The 20,571-nt window shown below is 59.5% G+C and carries 12 protein-coding genes; 1 reads left to right on the top strand and 11 read right to left on the bottom strand.

The annotated features are described in order from the left end of the window. Window positions 1–493: 493 nt before the first annotated feature. A complete protein-coding gene (locus MTP39_RS05755; RefSeq protein WP_249241796.1) occupies window positions 494–4,546 on the top strand; it encodes a right-handed parallel beta-helix repeat-containing protein in 4,053 nt (1,350 codons plus the stop codon). Between the two features lie 138 nt (window positions 4,547–4,684). On the opposite strand, the gene rsmA is transcribed toward MTP39_RS05755, so the two are convergent. From rsmA to MTP39_RS05700, 11 genes are all read right to left on the bottom strand, one after another. Continuing rightward, on the bottom strand, window positions 4,685–5,536 hold the full coding sequence (gene rsmA, locus MTP39_RS05750) for a 16S rRNA (adenine(1518)-N(6)/adenine(1519)-N(6))-dimethyltransferase RsmA (RefSeq protein ID WP_112121500.1): 852 nt from the start codon (window positions 5,534–5,536) through the stop codon (window positions 4,685–4,687). Between the two features lie 79 nt (window positions 5,537–5,615). Continuing rightward, window positions 5,616–6,980: a S41 family peptidase gene (locus MTP39_RS05745; protein ID WP_249241795.1), complete on the bottom strand. Its 1,365-nt coding sequence runs from the start codon at window positions 6,978–6,980 to the stop codon at window positions 5,616–5,618. A 316-nt stretch (window positions 6,981–7,296) separates the two neighbouring features. Further along, window positions 7,297–8,661, bottom strand: a complete 1,365-nt coding sequence (locus tag MTP39_RS05740; protein WP_249241794.1) for a murein hydrolase activator EnvC family protein — start codon at window positions 8,659–8,661, stop codon at window positions 7,297–7,299. Window positions 8,662–8,680: 19 nt separating this feature from the next. Next, on the bottom strand, window positions 8,681–9,589 hold the full coding sequence (locus MTP39_RS05735) for a cell division protein FtsX (protein WP_249241793.1): 909 nt from the start codon (window positions 9,587–9,589) through the stop codon (window positions 8,681–8,683). Continuing rightward, on the bottom strand, window positions 9,586–10,350 hold the full coding sequence (gene ftsE, locus MTP39_RS05730) for a cell division ATP-binding protein FtsE (RefSeq protein WP_249241792.1): 765 nt from the start codon (window positions 10,348–10,350) through the stop codon (window positions 9,586–9,588). Before ftsE ends, MTP39_RS05735 begins: the two co-directional genes overlap by 4 nt. Before the next feature lie 141 nt (window positions 10,351–10,491). Beyond that, window positions 10,492–11,577, bottom strand: a complete 1,086-nt coding sequence (locus MTP39_RS05725) for a PucR family transcriptional regulator (protein ID WP_055185345.1) — start codon at window positions 11,575–11,577, stop codon at window positions 10,492–10,494. Window positions 11,578–11,841: 264 nt separating this feature from the next. Beyond that, on the bottom strand, window positions 11,842–12,543 hold the full coding sequence (locus tag MTP39_RS05720; RefSeq protein WP_249241791.1) for a pseudouridine synthase: 702 nt from the start codon (window positions 12,541–12,543) through the stop codon (window positions 11,842–11,844). 119 nt (window positions 12,544–12,662) lie between these two features. After that, a complete protein-coding gene (gene purB / locus MTP39_RS05715; RefSeq protein WP_249241790.1) occupies window positions 12,663–14,108 on the bottom strand; it encodes an adenylosuccinate lyase in 1,446 nt (481 codons plus the stop codon). 142 nt (window positions 14,109–14,250) lie between these two features. Next, window positions 14,251–17,943: a phosphoribosylformylglycinamidine synthase gene (locus MTP39_RS05710; RefSeq protein WP_249241789.1), complete on the bottom strand. Its 3,693-nt coding sequence runs from the start codon at window positions 17,941–17,943 to the stop codon at window positions 14,251–14,253. A gap of 28 nt (window positions 17,944–17,971) precedes the next feature. Continuing rightward, complete coding sequence (gene purD / locus MTP39_RS05705; RefSeq protein ID WP_097779927.1) at window positions 17,972–19,276, bottom strand: phosphoribosylamine--glycine ligase; 1,305 nt, start codon at window positions 19,274–19,276, stop codon at window positions 17,972–17,974. A 107-nt stretch (window positions 19,277–19,383) separates the two neighbouring features. Next, complete coding sequence (locus MTP39_RS05700; protein ID WP_249241787.1) at window positions 19,384–20,565, bottom strand: phosphoribosylaminoimidazolecarboxamide formyltransferase; 1,182 nt, start codon at window positions 20,563–20,565, stop codon at window positions 19,384–19,386. Between the last annotated feature and the right edge of the window lie 6 nt (window positions 20,566–20,571).

The raw sequence follows: 20,571 nt of genomic DNA, 5'->3' as shown, positions 1-20,571 counted from the left end.
ACACGTTTAGGGGATATCCATTGGTTGCTTTTTACAAATTTTTCTGAAATATTCCACGCATTTGACAAAATTTCGTTCTACCCACCGCGCAACTGTGAAAATATATTTCTTTTTTCGCCCGGCGCGCGGAGCGCAAAAAAGTCGGCAGCCCTGCACATTCGTCCCGGCATTTCACAAAACAATTCCCTCTCTGAGCCATGCAGCAGCCAGCCTATCGTTATCTGCCGCAGTTGGGGCAGTAAATGTCCCCAATTTTCCATAATTCATATACTAGTATACAAGTTCGGAATAAACATTTGCCCTATTTCGCCTTCATTTATCGGCATTCTGCCCAATAATGCCTTCAAAAGTTTATATCAAACGCCAAAGTTGTTTTGTTTTGCTAAATATTTCTTGTAAAAGTGTGAAATCCATGTTAACTTGAATACAACATTGTGCACGCCTGTACGGACAATCTCGTGTCCGGCAGCGTGTACGGAAAAGGAGAACATCCATGAAAAAAGCAAAGCAACCCATCCGGCGCACTCTGGCCGGGCTGCTGGCAGGTGCGCTGCTGCTGGGCATGACGCCGCTGGCTGCATTTGCAGAGGACAGCACCTCTGCAAGCGGCTGGCAGTTCAAGGCCTTCGGCACCTCCTCCGCAGCAAACGTCAACACCCTCGCAGAGGGTGCAGACATCCACAGCAAAGTCACCCTGAACGCCTGCACCGTCAAGGAGGACGGCACCATCAACAAAAAGGGCGGCAAGTTTGTTGCCGACTCCCCCGCCGATGGTCTTTCCTTCTACTACACCACCATCGACCCCACCAAGGAAAACTTCTATCTGCAAGCCGATGTGACCATCGACTACGTCAACCCCGCCCCGGACGGTCAGGAGGGCTTTGCGCTGATGCTGCGCGACAGTCTGAGCGGTTCCGGCAGCTACTTCTCCAACCAGATCTCCGTTGCCGGTACCAAGCTCCCGCTGGACGGCGTAGAGATCAAGGACGCCGTGGGTGTGCGCAGCTACACCGGCATCATCTCCAACGAGACCGCCGCCTCTAATGAGGTCAAGGCCACCCGCGCTGCCTTCAGCAGCCAGACCATCAAGCAGGGCGACACCTACCGTGTCAGCCTTGCCAAGACCAGCAACAGCTACGTTGCCACCCAGTATGCCATCAATGCGGACGGCACCACTGGCACGGTCATCGGCTCTTCTACCCTGTACATCCCGGCAAAGAACAGCACCGCCACCAGTGTTTCCAAGTACGCGGAGCTGGACGACCCCATGACCGTGCAGGAGGCAAACAAGGCTTATCTGGGCTTTGCAGCTGCCCGCGGCATGAATGTGACCTTCTCCAACGTCACCTACACCACCAGTGCATGGAATGCCTCGGAGTGGACCTTGCAGCCCACCAGTTACATCGACCCGGTGTACCAGATCACCAGCCCCTCCACCTGCACCGGCAGCAGCTACGCGCTGGCTTTCAAGGCCAATGCAGACGGCACCGCCAAGGTGTACGCCAACGGCAAGCTTGTGGACAAGGACCTTGCCGTCAAGGCCGGCGAGACCCTGACCCGGAGCTACACCGTGACTCGCGACACCACCTTTAAGGTGGTGTTCACCCCGGACAAGAACTACGTCATCAGCGCCTTTGAAAAGCTGAGCAGCTACAAGGCCGCCACTATTGAAAAGAAGGTCTCGCTGCGGGCTCTGGGCGCAAACGGTATCATCGTGGTCACCCCGGACGGCAGCGCAACCCACAACGGCACCAGCGCTGCGGACGCCGTAGACCTGCAGACCGCGCTGAACTACGCCGCCGCAGGCCAGACCATCCAGCTGGCAGGCGGCACCTACCACCTGACCGGTGAGCTGAAAGTAGAGCGCGGCCGTGACGGCACCGCCGAGGCTCCCATCACCCTGACCACCGCAGACGGCAGCTACGCCACACTGGACTTTGGCGGCGTGGGCACCGGCTTCAGCGTCTGGGGCAACTACTGGAACATCAGCAAGCTGAACATCACCAACACCAAGGACGGTGCCAAGGGCATGCAGCTGGCCGGCAGCCATTGCGTGCTGGAGCAGATGAACTTCTACAACAACGGCAACACCGGCTTGCAGGTCTCCGGCCTGTCTACGGACAACAAGGCACTGTGGCCCAGCTACAACACCATTAAGAACTGCACCTCTATGAACAACGCCGACCGCGCCATGGAAGATGCCGACGGCTTTGCCGCCAAGCTGACCACCGGCGAGGGCAACGTGTTTGACGGCTGCATCGCAGCTTACAACGCCGACGACGGCTGGGACCTGTTCGCCAAGGCTGCTACCGGCTCCATCGGTGCCGTTACCATCCAGAACTGCGTTGCCTACAAAAACGGCTACCTGATGCTGGCCGCAGAGCCGGTCAAGAAGCAGCCGCTGCAATTCCCCACCGTTGCCTGTGACGCAAACGGCAACCTGAGCTTTGGCAATGTGGCCACCACCATCGAGGCAGGCAACGGCAACGGCTTCAAGATGGGCGGCACCAACCTGCCCGGCAACCACAAGCTGCTGAACTCCATCTCCTACGACAACGCCGCCAAGGGCATCGACTCCAACTCCTGCCCGGACGTAAAGGTGTACAACTCCACCTCCTACAACAACGAGGGCTACAACGTTGCACTGTACACCGGCAATAAGTCTGCCGTGACCGACTACGCCGCTGACGGCATCATTTCCTTCCGCAAGGGCACGGACGGCAAGGAGCAGCTGGCACTCCAGAGCCAGAGCAGCACCGCTGTCTACGGCCCGGAAAACTTCTATTGGGACGCCGAGACCCAGACCAGCCACAACAAATCCACCAACACCGTCACGGTGAAGGAGAGCTGGTTCCAGAGTCTGGATACCTCCGTTGCCCCCACCCGCAACGCAGACGGCAGCATTGATATGCACGGCCTGCTGCTGCTCACCGCCGAGGGTCTGGCTACCACCGATGCCGGTGCGCGCGGCGCCGTGTGGGGTCAGGCAGAAGCCGCCAAGGCCACCTTCTGGGTGGTGGGCGACTCCACCGTCTCCCCCTTCAACGACAGCTATTACCTCCCCCGCGAGGGCTACGGCGAAGAACTTGAGAACTACTTCAACGCCAAAGTCTACAATCTGGCCGTTTCCGGCGCATCCAGCAAGGACTTTACCGGCATGGCCAACTACGCCACCCTGCTGAAGGGTTCCGACACGGTGCCCGCACTGGGCGATGCCGCCGGGGACAAGTTCCTGCTCATCGGCTTCGGCCACAACGATGAAAAGACCGAGCCTGCCCGCTACACCAACCCCAACGGCGACTACAAGACCGAGGGTTCCTTTGCCAACAGCCTTTACGTCAACTACATCCAGCCCGCACTGGAGCGCGGCGTTATCCCCGTGGTGTGCACCCCCATTGCCCGCCTGACCGAGGCGAACAACAAGGCCAGCTATGACGGTGCTTCCGGCCACAAGACTACCACCGTCACCATCGGTGATGCCGTCTATGAGGGCGGCGACTACGCACAGGCCATCCGCGATATGTGCAGCGCGCTGCACCTCATCTGCGTGGACCTGACCGATGCTACCATCAATGAAAACATCGCCATGGGCAAAAAGGCACAGTACACCCACAGCTTTACCGGCGCAAAGGCCGACAAGCGCGGCAAGCTCTCCCCCACCGGCCTTGACTTGACCCACACCAACAGCTACGGCGCAAAGCTGAACGCATGGCTTATTGCCCAGCTTACCGCCGATACCCCGCTGGGCGCTTACAACCGGAACAAGGCAAAGCCCACCTACAAGCAGTTCTACGGCGATGCCGCAAACCCGGACTATGTGCCCTCCAGCTACGCCGCACCCACCCAGACCAGCAAGCTGTGGCCTGCCTTTACCGATGCCAACGGCACGGTATGGAACGGCTCTGCCTTCGGCAACGTAGGCGGTGACGACAAGATCTCCGGCGGCGATTTCACCGCCGCTGTCGATGGCCAGAACATCACGCTGGGCGTTGCCAACAACCGCGGCAAGATCGCATCCACGGTGGACGGCCTGATGATGTACTACGTCCAGCTGCCCGCCGGCACCAATTTCACCCTGACCGCAAAGGCCACCGTGAACAAGCTTGCCAAGAACAATCAGGTCTCCTTCGGCCTGATGGCGCGCGACGAGATGTACGTTGACACCAGCATCTCCGACCCCATGGGCGATTATGTGGCCGTGGGCACCCGGAATCAGGGCGCTGTCAACTGCTTCGGCCGCAAGAGCGGTGCGCTGTATGACGGCCCCGCCGCAACCGCAAAGTACGGTGCAGGCGATACCGTGGACCTGAAGCTCGTAGGCACTGCCGATGGCTTCACCCTGACCTACGGCGATAACGAGACCGCTTCTGCCGGTTTCGACTACGCCCTGACCGCTGTGGATTCCGATTACATCTATGTCGGCTTCTACGTTGCCCGCAACGCAAGCGTCACCTTCAGCGATGTGCAGCTGACCACCAGCGGCGTCTCCTCCGGTTCCCCGCTCAAGACTGCATGGAACCGCATCGTCAGCATCTTCCCTTTCTGAGTAAGGCGAAAGCTGCCGCATAACCGCTGAAAACCAAAACCCGGAACCTTCTTGAGCCCTTGCGGCTCCGAAAAGGTTCCGGGTTTTTTGCGATCTTTTTTCAGTGAGCTATTGCCCACCGACCATACTGCTTTCTACTCAGCCCAGTGCCTGCTGGATCTTTGCAAAGTCCTCCAGCGTCAGAGCCTCCGGGCGGATGCGGGCATCGAAGCCAGCGGCCTCGATGGCGGCAATGACTTTCTCCTTGGGCAGATTCAGCCCGCCCGCAATGGCATTGGCGGCGGTCTTGCGGCGCTGGCCAAAGGCGGCGCGCACCAGCGCAAAGTAGCCCGCCTCGTCCTCCACCTGCACGGCGGGGGTGGGCCGGATATCCATGCGCACCACGGCGCTGGTCACCTTGGGGGCGGGGTAAAAGCTGCCCGGTGCGGCGGTGAACATCAGCTTGGAGGTGGCGTAGTAGTTCACCGCGCAGCTGATGGCGCTGGAAGCGCGGGTGCCGGGCACGGCAGCCAGACGGTCTGCGGCCTCCTTCTGCACCATGACGGTCAGGCTCTCGATGGGCAGGCGGTCGCCCAGCAGCTTCATCACGATGGGGCTGGTGATGTAGTAGGGCAGGTTTGCGCACACCGCCACCGGCATACCGGGGAATTCCTCGGCGATGAGGGCTTTCAGGTCCACCTTCAGCACGTCCTGCAGCACCAGCTTGAAGTTGTCCACCCCGGCCATGGTCTCGGCCAGCAGGGGCGGCAGGCGCTCGTCCACCTCAATGGACACCACCTTGGCGGCGCGCTTGGCCAGCTCCTTGGTCAGCACACCGATGCCGGGGCCGATCTCAATGACACCGTAGCGCTTGTCTACCCCGCTGGCATCCACGATCTTGGTGGGGATGCCCGGGTTGATGATAAAGTTCTGCCCAAAGCCCTTGGAAAGTGCAAAATCGTATTTTTCGCACAGGGCACGGATCACAGAAAGATCGGTCAGTTCCGGCATAGGGTCAATTCCTTTCTCAGAAAAAGGCTGTTGCAGAACGCAGCAGCCTTTTTGGTGTTATGGTTCAGGATCGCGGGGTTCACTCCGCTGCGCTTGCAGCAGCTTCCGGCTCAGACGCGGCAGTCTCGCCTTCGGCGGGCTCTCCCTCCGCAGCTTCTGCGGGGGCGGTATCGTCTGCTGCGGCAGAGGCTGCGGCACTGTCCGCTGCGGCGGCAGAGCTTGCACCTGCCAGCGTAGTGGTGCCGCTCAGCTGCTGTGCAGCGCTGACTGCGCGCTGCACCTGCGGGTCGGTCTGAGGCGTATAGTCGTAGAAGTTCGTAGCTTCCTCTGCGCTCAGGGCGCGCTCCACGTCCACCGTCAGACCGGTGCCGTCAAAGCAGCTGCCGTCGCCGCAGATCAGCTTTGCCACCGTGATGACCACGGCACTGCCGTCCGACAGGCGCTGCGGGCTGCTTTGAATAGTGCCCTTGCCCATGGTGGTAGTACCCACCAGACGGGCTCCGTTCATGGTGCGCAGGGTGGCTGCGAACAGCTCGGCTGCGCTGGCGGTGTTGCCGTTGACCAAACAGACCATCGGCAGGCTGATGGAGCTTTCGGCATCGCTGCTGCCGATGACGGTGCGGTTGCCGTTTTTATCCTCGGCGTAGGCCACCGTGCCCTCCGGTGCGATCAGGTCGATGCAGTTTACGGCATCTTCCAGAATGCCGCCGCCGTTGTCCCGCAGGTCAAACACCAGACTGGCCGCGCCGTTTGCGGTCAGGGTACGCAGGGCGTAGTCCAGCTCGCTGGGGGTGGTGCCGTCGAATTGACGGATACGGATGTAGCCCACATTGTCCAGCAGCTGGTAGTCCACGGTAGTGCTGGTGTAGCCGGAATGGGTCAGCTCAGCCGTTTTGCTGGCGGCAGCGCTGTCCAGCCATGTCACGGTAACAGTAGTGCCGGCCTCGCCTTGCAGAGCCTTGTACACGGCATCTGCGCCGGACAAGCTCTTGACATCGGTATCGCCCACGGTGGTGATATAGTCACCCACGGCGATGCCCGCCTCCTGCGCGGGAGAGCCATCGTAGACACGGGTCACCTTGGCGTAGCCGGTCTGGTCGATGCCAAGCTCCACGCCGATGCCCAAAATCTTGCCGCTCTGGATGTTCATCAGCTCAGTGTAGGCGTTGGCGGTGTAGTAGCGGGCGTACTTGTCGCCCGTGCCCAGCAGATAACCGGCGGTCAGGCGGTCGTACAGCATCGTCTCGTCGATGGTGTAGTAATCGTTGCTGCGGACGTAGCGGTCCACCTCAGCGATTTTATTGTACATACTTTCCTTTTCTTTTACGCTGTTGACCGTGCTGTCGAACAGACGCATGGCGATGAGCATCGTGATGGAAAAGGTCACGGTCATGGCAAGGATCACGATAGTGACCGCCATACCCAAAGAAATTTTACGGTTCATGGTTCTTTCCTCCCGGTCAGAGCAGCAGCATCATAAGGATGCTGCCCAGCAGCGAGAGTACAAACACCCCTGCCAGAACCAGACAGCCGATGCGCAGCACGCGCTTGCGTTTTTGTTCGTTCATAGATCAACCAGACTCCTTGCGTTGCTTGTTGGGGTGTATCTGAAAACAAAGAAAATGACGAATATTTCGCAAGCACAAGCGGGATTTAAGGCAAATAGCCGCAGGAATCCTTTGTGGATTTCAAGGCTGATTCACGCAAAATCCAGCTGTGCTTGTAGAAATAGACTAAATTTTCGACTTTTCAGATACCCCCTAGTTGTGGGGGATGGGGATGCAGCTGCGGGGGTTCACGGCGTTGGCCTTGGAGCCGCCCTTCCACACCTCCAGATGCAGGTGGTTGCCGGTAGAATTGCCGGTGCTGCCCACATAACCGATCAATTCGCCCTGCTTCACATACTTGCCTGCACTGGTAGCCACCGAGCGCATGTGCGCGTACAGGGTGGTATAGGTATTGCCATCGGACATTTTGCCGTGGTAGATGATAACGTAGTTGCCGTAGCCGCCGGTGGACCAGCCTGCCACCTGCACATAGCCGCTGGCGGCTGCGTAGATAGGCGTGCCGCCGGCTGCCGCAAAGTCGATGCCGGCATGGAGCTTGTTCACGCCGGAGACCGGGTTCTTGCGCCAGCCGTACTCGCTGGAGATGCGGCTGTAACTCTTCAGCGGGCAGGCAAAGCCGCTAAAGCTCAGCTGCGGCTTGCTGGCAGAGGCTGCGGCGATCATCTTCTGGATCTCCTTTTTCACGGCCTCGTAGTTCAACTCGTCGGATTCAATGGCTGCCTGCGCCTTCTGCTGCGCCGCCTGTGCCTCGGCAGCGGAAAGCTGTGCCGCAGAGATGCTGCTGTTCAGCTCGCTCTGCTTACCCTTCATCTGGGCGTTCTGGCTGTCCAGCTCGCTCTTCTGGCTCTGCAGTTCAGCCTTCTCGGCTTCCAGACTGGCTTTCTGCTCTTCCAGCGCGGCCTTATCGTCCTCCAGCCCCTGCTTGGCAGACTTCATTTTGTTCATGATCTCGGTGTCCTTGATGGAGATATCCTGCATCACCTCGTTGAAGGTAAGCAGCTCGTACAGGTCGTTCACTGCGCTGAGCATGGCTACGCTGCCGCCGTCCCGCAGCTCCTGCATGGCAGCCATGTGCTTTTTGAAATCGTCCCACTGACCGTCGATCTCGGCCTGCTTTTGCTCGATCTGGGTCTGCTTGTCCGTGATCTGGGTCTGCATCACACCGATCTGCTGTTCCTTTTCGCCGATGCTGTTCTGCACTGCGGCGATCTGACCGCCGAGCACACAGATCTGATCCTGCAGAACGGTGACCCGCTCCTTCAGTTCGTTTTCCAGCGCTTTGGCGGCAGACTCCTTCTTTTTGGCGTCCGACAGCTCCTTTTTGTGCTGGTTGATGGACTGGGAAAGCTTATCCAGCTTGGTCTGCAAGCTGGCCATACTGGTGCTATTGGTAGCTGCCGAGGCCGGGTACACCGTAGCCGTCAGCAGCAGGCAGACACAGGCCAGCCCAAGGCTGACCGCACGGATCAGCTTGCTGCAGGGGCTTTCCGGCCGGGCGTGCCGACCGGTATAAGGGCCTGTGAGCCGGAAGGGCTTTGCGTGCATTGCTTTACTCATAAAACGCGGCTCCTTTCGGTCACACATTCAGATGTTTGCGGATAGAGAACATACTGCCCACGCCGCCTACGATGGCACCGCTGAGCAGGCTTGTTACCACGATGGTCGGCAGCACGTTTGCCACCGGCACCAGTGCGCGGCCCATGAGCATCTGCCAGATGCCGCCCAAGCCACCGGCGGCGTTGACCACATAGCTGTAGCAGCCAAGGCTGACCGCTGCGGTCAGGATACCGGAGATCAGACCCATGGTCAGACCCTCCACAAAGAAAGGCAGGGTGACCATGCGGTTGGTGGCACCCACATACTTCATGATCTCGATCTCGCGGCGGCGGGCAAAAACGCTCAGGCGGATGGTGCTGCCCACTGTGATGATGCTGACCACCATCAGCACCAGCACGATCATGCGGCCGCCCTTGGTGACGGCTTTCTGGATCTCCACAAAGATATTGGTCATCTCCACCGGGGCGGTAACGCTGACAACGCCCGGGATGGCCTGCATCTTCACGCTCATGCTCTCCATCTGGGTCAGGTCGCTCAGGGTGACCCGGTAGTTGGCCTTAAAGGGGTTATCGGTCTCAAATTCATCCCACAGGGAGGAATAATCCTGCATATAGCCGCGGTAAGTGTCAAGCACATCCTGTTTAGAAACGTACTGCACCCCGCTGACCCCCGGCATGGCCGAAAGGGTCTCGCCTACCTGCGCGGCGGTGGCATCATCACATTCGGGATCCAGATAAACAACCGTCTCGTTCTGGCTGCCCAGATAGGCCACCATGCTGCCCACGTTCACCTCGGCCAAGCTGGCAAAGATGTTCAGGGTCATACACACGCTCAAAGAAGCGATGCAGGCAATGGTCATGGCCCAGTGCTTGCCCAAGTTGCGCACACCGCGCCGGGTGAGGAAGAAGAAGGTAGAGGGTCGCATCATACGGTAGCCACCTCCTTTTTGGCAACGGACGCATCGTCCGCATCAAAGGCGGCAACATCCAGCGAAAGATCGTCCTCGGCGGCAGCCACGGGGTCTGCGGGCACGTCCGAGATGATGCGCCCATGGCTCAGGGTGACCACACGCTGATGGAAACGGTGCACCAGCTCGTGCTCGTGGGTGACCACCAGCACCGTGATGCCCATCTTGCTCACCCGCTCCAGCAGCTGCATCATTTCCTGGCTCAGTTCCGGGTCGATGTTGCCGGTAGGCTCGTCTGCAATGACCAGCTTGGGGTTATGTACCAGCGCGCGCGCCACAGCTACACGCTGCTGCTCGCCACCGGAAAGGGTATCCGGGTAGCACTTGGCTTTGTCCTCCAGATGCACCAGCTCCAGAATGTACTCCACGCGGGGACGGATCTCCTTGCGGGGCACATTGAGGACGTGCATGGCAAAGGCCACGTTCTCGTATACGGTCATGCTGGGGATCAGCCGGAAGTCCTGAAAGATGATGCCCATCTGACGGCGCAGGTAAGGGATCTTATGGCGGCGCAGCTTGGCAACATCCTTACCCAGCACGGTCACCTTGCCGGAGGTAGGCAGTGCCTCCCGCAGGATCAGCTTGAGCAAGGTGGATTTGCCCGCGCCGGAGTGCCCCAGCAGAAAGACGAACTCGCCTTCATCCACATGGAAGTTGATATCCTCCAGTGCAAGGCGTCCGCCCTTTTTATATTCTTTGGAAACGTGTTCAAAATCGATCATGGAATCGTATTAGCTCCTGACATCAAGATTTTTGACGGTCAAGACAGCCCGTCCGCAGCTAACACTGCAAAAAGAACCGGCCAGCATCGGTTTCGAGCGGCCGGTTCGGCGCCGGCGGGGCAAAACCCGCACAGCGGAATATCAGTATTTGGCCGGGTTGTTGGACAGGTACTTCTTGACCATCAGCGCTACCTTAAAGACGATAGCGTCGTCGAACTCACGCAGATCCAGACCGGTCAGCTTTTTGATCTTTTCCAGACGATACACCAGCGTATTGCGGTGCACAAACAGGCCGCGGCTGGTCTCGGACACATTCAGGTTGTTCTCGAAGAAGCGCTGGATGGTGAACAGGGTCTCCTGATCCAGGCTTTCAATGCTGCCCTGCTTGAACACCTCGCGCAGGAACATCTCGCAAACGGTGGTGGGCAGCTGGTAGATCAGACGAGCAATGCCCAGATTATCGTAGCGGATGATCTGCTTTTCGGTATCGAACACCTTGCTCACTTCCATGGCGATCTGGGCTTCCTTAAAGGAGGTAGCCAGATCCTTCACATTGGCAATGGGGGTGCCAATGCCAACCACGGCCTTGATGTAGTGCTCGCCGGAGAGGGTATCCACGATGCTGGCAGCCAGCTTTTCCATATCGGTGCGGTCAATGCCCTTGCGGATCTCCTTGACCAGCACGGTGTCGGTCTCGCTGATATTGAACACAAAGTCCTTCTGCTTATCGGGGAACAGGCTGCTGACCACATCATAGGCAGAGATATCGCCGCCGCTGATCACCCGCACAATGAACACCACGCGGGAGACATCGGTGGCAAAGTGCAGCTCCCGTGCCTTGGCGTAGATATCGCCGGGCAGGATGTTGTCCAGCACCACGTTCTTGATAAAGTTGGACTTATCGAATTTTTCGTCGTGGTACTGCTTGATGCTCTGCAGGCTGATGGCCAGCACACCGGCAAACTGCCCTGCAGTCTCGTCGGCGCCCTCCACGAACACGGCATAATCGTTATGCTTGGCGTTGGAGAACTGCTGGTAAGTATAGCCGTCGCGCACAAAGCGGTCGCCTGCGTTCAGGCGCTCGGCCATATAGCCCTCGCGCACCTCGCCGATCAGGTTCAGCTCCGAGCAGGAAATGACAGCGCCGGTCTCATCCACAACGCCGACCACCCGATTGATCGCGTCCTTCATCTGGTAGATCACGCTTTGAAATACTCTATTGGCCATAAATGGATACCCCTTTTCCTCGTTTGTGCAAGCCGCGGCGGCATGGGTTGTGATTTTAAACAATTTAGCCGCATTACAATCTATATTTTACACAAAAGAATTTACTTTTGCAACAGATTTCAACAAAAAAAATAATTCTTTCTTGTTGAAATTATCTTTCGGGGCCATTTTTTGCCAAAAAAGTGCCTTTTTGCGTGGTTCTTACCGTTATTTTACCGATAAAATGTGATACATTTTTGAAAACCGCGTGAAAAGCGCAGCGTTTTATCTGGTAATTTTTGCCACTTCTTCGTTAGAAAGCTCCCGCCACTGTCCCGGGGCAAGCTGTGCATCCAGTGCAAGGCCGCCAATGGCCTCCCGGTGCAAAGCATTCACCCCAGCACCGTACACGCCGAACATCCGTTTGATCTGATGGTACACCCCCTGCCGCAGCACCACCCGCACGGTGCACCCATCCGGGGAAAGGGCGGTCACCTCGGCGGGTGAAAGGGCGGTGCCGTCCGCCAGCGTGACCCCCGCCGCAAAGCCGGTGCACATCTCCTGCGTGAGCGGGGTGTCGATGGTCACAGTGTAGGTCTTGGACACATGGTGCCGGGGAGACAGGATATCGTGGGCAAAGCCGCCGTCATCGGTCAGCAGCACAAAGCCGGTGCTGGTCTTGTCCAGCCGACCTGCCGGGAACAGCTCCCGCCGGGGGTAGGCGTCCCCTACCAGATCCACCACGGTGGTATCCCGCTTATCGGTAGAAGCGCTCACCACCCCCTCGGGCTTATTGAGCATGAGGTAAACGAATTTCTGATAGCGCAGCGGCGCACCATCCACTGCCACGGTGTCGGTATCCTTCAGCTGGGTGTCCCCTTTTTTGCACACCGCGCCGTTCACCTGCACGCGACCCTTTGCCAGCATGGTTTTGGCCTCGCTGCGGGTGCACTGGGCAGTCTCGGCCAGATATTTATCCAATCGCATAAGCGGTTCTCCTTTGTTGATGATGTCCTCAGTGTAACATGACAGACAAAATCGTGCAAGGCACAAACGCAAAAAAGGAGAAGCCCGCGGGCTTCTCCTTTTTGCAATTGATCCTATTATCAGACGCTCAGGGAGGCGTGCTGCTCCACATCCTCAGGGTCCGCATCAAAGATGGGCTGCAGGACGTTGGCGATGAACTCCTCCACCTGCTGGGGTGCACGGCCCACAAAGTTCTCCGGCACCAGCCCTGCCACGATCTCCTCGCGGGTCAGGCCAAAGGCCGGGTCTGCGGCAATACGATCCACCATATCGTTGGGCAGACCCTCTTCCTTGACCTGCTTACCGGCGGCGATGGCGTGCTGACGCAGGCGCTCGTGCAGTTCCTGACGGTTGCCGCCCTTTTCCACAGCCTGCATCATGATGTTCTCGCTGGCCATAAAGGGCAGCTCGGCCATCAGGCGGCTGCGCACCACCTTGGGGTACACCACCAGACCATCGGTAACGTTGAGCATGATGTTCAGGATGGCATCAGTGGCAAGGAAGCCCTCAGCCATAGCCACGCGCTTGTTGGCGCTGTCGTCCAGCGTGCGCTCAAACCACTGGCAGCCGGTGGTAAAGCTGGGGTTCAGCACATCCACCATCAGGTAGCGGGCAAGGGCGCAGATGCGCTCGCAGCGCATGGGGTTGCGCTTATAGGGCATGGCAGAGGAACCGATCTGGTTCTTCTCAAAGGGCTCCTCCATCTCCTTGAAGTTTGCCAGCAGGCGCAGGTCGGTGGCAAACTTCATGCAGCTCTGACCAATACCTGCCAGCGCGTTCAGGATAAAAGCATCCACCTTGCGGCTGTAAGTCTGGCCGGACACCGGCACAACGGCCTTGGGGTCAAAGCCCATCTCCTTTGCAATGGAAGCATCCACGGCGCGGATCTTGTCGGCATCGCCCTTGAACAGCTCCATAAAGGAGGCCTGCGTGCCGGTGGTGCCCTTGACACCGCGCAGCTGCAGGGTGGCCAGACGATGGTCGATCTCGGCCAGATCCATCACCAGCTCGTTGGCCCACAGGGTAGCGCGCTTGCCCACGGTGGTGGGCTGTGCGGGCTGGCAGTGGGTGTAGGCCATGCAGGGCATATCCTTGTACTCCTTGGCAAAGTGTGCCAGCTTTGCCAGCACACCCACCAGCTTTTTGCGCACCAGCTCAAGGCCCTGCCGCATCACGATGATATCGGTGTTATCGCCCACATAGCAGCTGGTAGCACCCAGATGGATGATGCCTGCCGCCTTGGGGCACTGCTGACCGTAGGCGTAGACGTGGCTCATAACGTCGTGGCGCACCAGCTTTTCCCGCTCGATGGCCACTTCGTAGTTGATATCGTCCACATGAGCTTCCAGCTCGGCTACCATGTCCGGGGTGATGTTGGTCAGGCCCTGATTCATTTCGGCACGAGCCAGCGCCACCCACAGCCGCCGCCAAGTGCGGAACTTGTTGTCGTCCGAGAAGATGTACTGCATCTCATCGGAAGCGTAGCGGGTGGAAAAAGGGCTGATATAGCGATCATGCTGTGACATTGGTTGTTTTCCTCCTGAAAGTAACTCCCCCAGTCGCCTTCCGGCGACAGCCCCCTCGAAGAGAGGGCCCTTCAGCCTCCCTCTCCGAGGGAGGTGGCATCGCGCCAGCGATGACGGAAGGAGTTTTTTCTCTATTCTACCATCAAACCTTGAAATAGTCCACGCCGCCCTCAAAGATCGGCTGGTATTTATCGCCGGTGACGTTCTTGTACAGGTACTCGCCGCTGCGCTCCGAGTGACCCATCTTGCCGAACACGCGGCCGTCCGGGCTGGTGATGCCCTCGATAGCCAGCACAGAGCCGTTGGGGTTGAAACGCTGATCCATGGTGGGCACACCGGTCAGATCCACATACTGGGTAGCCACCTGACCGTTGCGCAGCATGGTGTCCAGCACCTCCTGCGGCGCCACAAAGCGGCCCTCGCCGTGGCTGATGGCGATGGTGTGCATCTCGCCCACCTCGCACTTGCTGAGCCACGGGCTGCCGGTGGAAGCCACACGAGTGTGCACCAGCATGCTCTGGTGACGGCCGATGGTGTTGAAGGTCAGGGTGGGGTCGCAGGCGGTGATGGGGCGGATATCGCCGTAGGGTACCAGACCCAGCTTGATTAGAGCCTGGAAGCCGTTGCAGATGCCCAGCATCAGGCCGTCGCGCTGCTGCAGCAGACGGCGCACAGCCTCGGTGACCGCAGGGTTGCGGAAGAAGGAGGCGATGAACTTGGCGCTGCCGTCCGGCTCGTCGCCGCCGGAGAAGCCGCCGGGCAGCATGACGATCTGGCTTGCGTCAATAGCCTTGACCAGTGCCTCGCAGCTCTCGGCAACGTCGGCGGGGGTCAGGTTGCGCACCACCAGAATTTCGGGGTCGGCACCGGCGCGGGCAAAGGCCTTGGCGGTGTCGTACTCGCAGTTGGTGCCGGGGAACACCGGGATGATGACCTTGGGCTTTGCCACACCGATCTTGGGTGCGGCGGGAGCGGTCAGGCTGCCGTTGATCTTCTCCACGGCAGAACCGGCCTTGCGGTAGGGATACACAGGCTCCAGCTTGCTCTCCCAAATCTCCTGCAGCTCGGCCATATCCAGCTTTTCACCGCAGGACTCGAAGGTGTACTCCTTGGTGGTCTCGCCCAGCAGCATACCGGCGGGAGAATCGGACACCATTTCCAGAATGATGGAGCCGTACATGGGCTCGAACATCTGGTGGGTGGTCATGTTCGCACGCATCTTAAAGCCGATGCGGTTGCCCAGACCCATCTTGAACAGCGCCTCGGCAATGCCGCCGTAGCCCACGGAGCAGGCAGAGGCGACCATGCCCTCCTCGATCATGTTCTCCACGATCTTGTAGTTGGCCTTCAGGGAGAAGAAGTTGGGGCAGCCGGTCTCCGGGTCGATGATGGGCCGCACGAGCACCACGGTACTCTCGGGCTTCTTGAACTCAGTAGAGATTACGCGGCTTGCCTTACCAATGGCAGTGGCAAAGGACACCAGCGTGGGAGGCACATCCAGCTGCTCAAAGGAGCCGGACATACTGTCCTTGCCGCCGATGGAGGCAATGCCCAGACCGATCTGTGCATCCAGTGCGCCCAGCAGGGCAGCCAGCGGCTTGCCCCAGCGCTCGGGCTTGTTGCCCAGACGCTCGAAGTACTCCTGGAAGGTCAGGTAGGCGTCCTCGTAGCGGAAGCCGGTGGCGACCAGCTTGGTCACGCTCTCAATAACAGCCATCCGTGCACCCACATACTGGTTGGCGCTCATCAGATAGGGGTTATAGCCCCATGCCATGCCGGAGCAGGTAGTGGTCTCGCCGTCCACCGGCAGTTTGGCTACCATGGCGTTCTGGGGGGTCAGCTGGTATGCACCGCCAAAGGGCATGAGCACGGTGGCAGCGCCGATGGTGGAGTCGAACCGCTCGGAAAGACCCTTCTTGCTGCAGACGTTCAGATCGCCCACCATGGACTTCATCTTCTGGCTGAAGGTCAGGCCGGCCCACTGGGGCTGCCAGACGCTGCCCTTTTCCACATGGACGTTCTGGTGCTTTTCTGCACCGTTGGAGTTCAGGAACTCACGGCTGATGTTCACGATGGAAACGCCGTTCCACACCATGTTCAGGCGTTTTTCCTCGGTGACCTTGGCCACAGGGGTAGCCTCGAGGTTCTCCTCGGTGGCAATGGCGATGAACTTGTCCACATCCTCCGGGGCAAGCGCCACAGCCATGCGCTCCTGGCTCTCGCTGATGGCCAGCTCGGTGCCATCCAGACCCTCGTACTTTTTGGTGACCTTATTCAGATCGATATACAGACCGTCGGCCAGTTCGCCGATGGCAACGGAAACGCCGCCGGCACCAAAGTCGTTGCAGCGCTTGATCATCTTGCAGGCGTCCTCGCGACGGAACAGGCGCTGCAGCTTGCGCTCGATGGGCGCATTGCCCTTCTGCACTTCAGCACCGCAGTGCTCAAGGCTGTCCAGCTTGTGTGCCTTGGAGGAGCCGGTAGCGCCGCCGATGCCGTCACGGCCGGTGCGGCCGCCCAGCAGCACGATCACATCGCCGGGGGCGGGGCACTCGCGGCGGACGTGGGAGGCAGGGGTAGCGCCCACAACAGCGCCGATCTCCATGCGCTTTGCCACATAACCGGGGTGGTAGATCTCGTCCACCTGACCGGTAGCCAGACCGATCTGGTTGCCGTAGGAGGAGTAACCGGCGGCTGCGGTGGTGACCAGCTTGCGCTGGGGCAGCTTGCCGGGCATGGTCTCGCTGACCGGCTTGAGCGGATCGCCTGCGCCGGTGACGCGCATAGCCTGATAGACATAGCTGCGGCCGGACAGCGGGTCGCGGATGGCACCGCCGATGCAGGTGGCAGCGCCGCCGAAGGGCTCGATCTCGGTGGGGTGGTTGTGGGTCTCGTTCTTGAACAGGAACAGCCAGTCCTCGTCCTTGCCGTTGACATCGCACTTGATCTTGACGGTGCAGGCATTGATCTCCTCAGACTCGTCCAGATTCTTCAGGATGCCCTGCTTCTTCAGCTCCTTGGCACCAATGGTGGCAAGGTCCATCATGCAGCGGGGCTTGTTCTCGCGGCCCAGCTCGGTGCGCATAGCCATGTAGCGGTCAAAAGCTTCCTGCACCACGGCGTCGTCGATCTGCACATCGTCCAGAATGGTGCCGAAGGTGGTGTGGCGGCAGTGATCGGACCAGTAGGTGTCGATCATCTTGATCTCGGTGATGGTGGGGTCGCGCTGCTCGGAGCGGAAGTACTCCTGACAGAACTTGATGTCGCCCAGATCCATGGCCAGACCCTTTTCCTCGATGAACTTGGCAAGGCCAGCCTCGTCCAGCTGGTTGAAGCCCTCCAGCACTGCCACGGCAGCGGGCACAGGGTAATCCATCTTCAGGGTCTCTTTGGTCTCCAGAGAAGCCTCGCGGGCTTCCACAGGGTTGATGACATACTTCTTAATTTCGGCCACCTGCTCGGGGGTCAGAGCACCCTCCAGCAGGTAGACGCGAGCAGAGCGCACCAGCGGGCGCTCGCCCTGACTGATGAGCTGGATGCACTCAGCAGCAGAAGCTGCGCGCTGGTCGAACTGACCGGGCAGATACTCCACCGCGAAGGACACGCCCTCGGCAGCGGGCAGCTCGGCGTAGGTGTTATCCACCGGCGGCTCGCTGAACACGGTGCTGACGCACTGGTTGAACAGTGCCTCGTCGATGCCTTCCACATCGTAGCGGTTCAGCAGGCGCAGACCGGTCAGGTCCTTGATGCCCAGCAGGCTGGTGAGCTCGTTTTTCAGACCGTTTGCCTCGACATCAAAGCCGGGCTTTTTTTCCACATAAATACGATAGACCATTGGGTAGGTTCCCCCTTTGTATTCTTTCTTACTGCTTCTCTGCCAGCGCTTTCAGGGCACGCAGGCCGATATCGCTGCGCTTATGCAGCTTTTCAAAGCTGATCTTTTCGGCTGCTTCATAGGCGTGGCTCAGGGCGTTGGTCAGGCGCGGGCCGGTGGCGGTAACGCCCAGCACGCGGCCGCCGTTGGTCACCAGCTGGCCGTCCTCGGTGATGGCAGTACCGGAGTGGTACACCGTCACGTTCTCCTCGCCGGGCAGCTGACCGTCCACAAGGCCGGAGATGGGCTTGCCCTTCTCGTAGGCCACAGGGTAGCCGCCGGAGGCCAGAATCACGCAGGCCGCAGCACCATCGGAGAACTTGACCTCCTGCTGTGCCAGCGTACCGTCGGTGCAGGCCTGCATGATGTGCAGCAGGTCGCTTTCCAGCAACGGCAGCACCACCTGCGTTTCGGGGTCGCCGAAGCGGCAGTTATACTCGATGACCTTGGGGCCGTCCGGGGTGAGCATGAGGCCGAAGTACAGGCAGCCCTTGAAGGGGCAGCCCTCGGCGTTCATGGCGCGGATGGTGGGCAGGAAGATCTTTTCCATGCACTCCGCAGCCACTTCCGGGGTGTAGTAGGGGTTAGGGGCAATGGTGCCCATGCCGCCGGTGTTCAGGCCGGTGTCGTGGTCGTTGGCGCGCTTATGGTCCATGCTGGAGACCATGGGCTTGACCACCTTGCCGTCCGTAAAGCTCAGCACGCTGACCTCCGGCCCGGTGAGGAACTCTTCCACCACCACATGGTTGCCGGATGCGCCGAACTTTTTGTCCAGCATGATCTCCTTGACGCCATCAGCGGCCTGCTGCTCGTTTTCGCAGATGAGCACGCCCTTACCCAGTGCAAGACCGTCTGCCTTGATGACCACCGGGTACTTGCCCTCGGCGCGGATGTAGTCCATGACCTTTGCGGGGTCATCGAAGGTCTCGTACTTTGCGGTAGGGATGCCGTATTTCTTCATCAGGTCCTTGGAGAACACCTTGGAGGCCTCGATGCGGGCAGCAGCCTTGTCCGGGCCAAAGGCGGGGATACCCACCTTTGCCAGCGCGTCCACCATGCCCAGTGCAAGAGGGTCATCCTGCGCCACCACAACGTAATCGAACTTTTCTTCCACTGCAAAGCCCACCATAGTATCCACATCGGTGGCCTTGATGTTTTTGCACTTGGCGTCATAGCTGATGCCGCCGTTACCCGGTGCGCACCAGATCTCGCCGCAGTCGGGGCTCTTTTTCAGTGCCTTGATGATGGCGTGCTCGCGGCCGCCGCCGCCCACTACCAGAATTTTTTCAGCCATATCATTCACCTTCCCGTTTTTGATCTGCCTGCGTATGCAGGCATCCTCTGAAGGCTTCCCTCTTTGGGGGGAGCCTTTTTGCTGCGTTGCTCCTGTGCAGAGGAAAATCAGTGATGGAACAGCCGCAGGCCGCAGAAGTCCATGGCGATGCCGTACTTATTGCAGGTGTCGATGACCTGCTGGTCGCGGATGGAGCCGCCGGGCTGCACGATGGCAGTCACGCCGGAGCGGCGGGCGCGCTCGATGTTGTCACCGAAGGGGAAGAAAGCGTCCGAACCAAGGCAAACACCGGTCACCTTGCTGAGGTAGGCCTTCTTTTCCTCGGCGGTCAGCGGCTCGGGCTGGCGGGTGAAGGTCTCTGCCCAGACGTCATCACCAATGACATCCTCCGGGGTATCGCCGATGTAAACATCAATGGCGTTGTCGCGGTTGGGCTTTGCCACATCGTCACGGAAGGGCAGATCCAGCACCTTGTCCATGTGGCGCAGCTGCCAGTTGTCGGCCTTCTGACCGGCCAGACGGGTGCAGTGGATACGGCTCTGCTGGCCTGCGCCCACGCCGATAGTCTGACCATTATAGGTATAGCACACGCTGTTGGACTGGGTGTACTTCAGGGTGATGAGGGCAATGATGAGGTCACGCTTCTGCTCCTCGGTCACGTCCTTGTTCTCGGTGACCCAGTTGTTCAGCATGGTGTCGGCGTTGATGACCAGCTCGTTGCGGCCCTGCTCGAAGGTGATGCCGTACACCTGCTTATGCTCGATGGGAGCGGGCTGATAGGCAGGGTCGATGGCGACCACGTTGTAGTTGCCCTTCTTTTTGCCGGACAGGATAGCCAGTGCCTCCGGCTCGTAGCCCGGGGCGATGATACCGTCGGAGACCTCGTGCTGGATCAGCTTTGCGGTGGGCACATCGCAGATGTCAGACAGGGCGATCCAGTCGCCGAAGGAGGACATCCGGTCTGCGCCGCGGGCGCGGGCATAGGCACAGGCCAGCGGAGAAAGCTCTGTCTCCGGGGCAATGTGGTACATCCGGCGCTCCACCTCGGTCAGGGGCAGACCCAGTGCTGCGCCTGCCGGGGAAACGTGCTTGAAGGAGGCCGCTGCGGGCAGACCGCAGGCGGTTTTCAGTTCCTTGACCAGCTGGATGGAGTTGAGAGCATCCAGAAAGTTGATGTAGCCGGGCTTGCCGTTCAGCACGGTAACGGGCAGGTCGGAGCCATCTTCCATATAAATACGGCTGGGCTTCTGGTTGGGGTTGCAGCCGTACTTCAGTGCGAGTTCATTCATTGGTGC

It is taken from the genome of Faecalibacterium sp. I3-3-33 (genome assembly GCF_023347295.1).
Lineage (GTDB): Bacteria > Bacillota > Clostridia > Oscillospirales > Ruminococcaceae > Faecalibacterium.
Note: the sequence above shows the minus strand (reverse complement) of the source record. Positions and strands in the feature narration are given on the sequence as shown.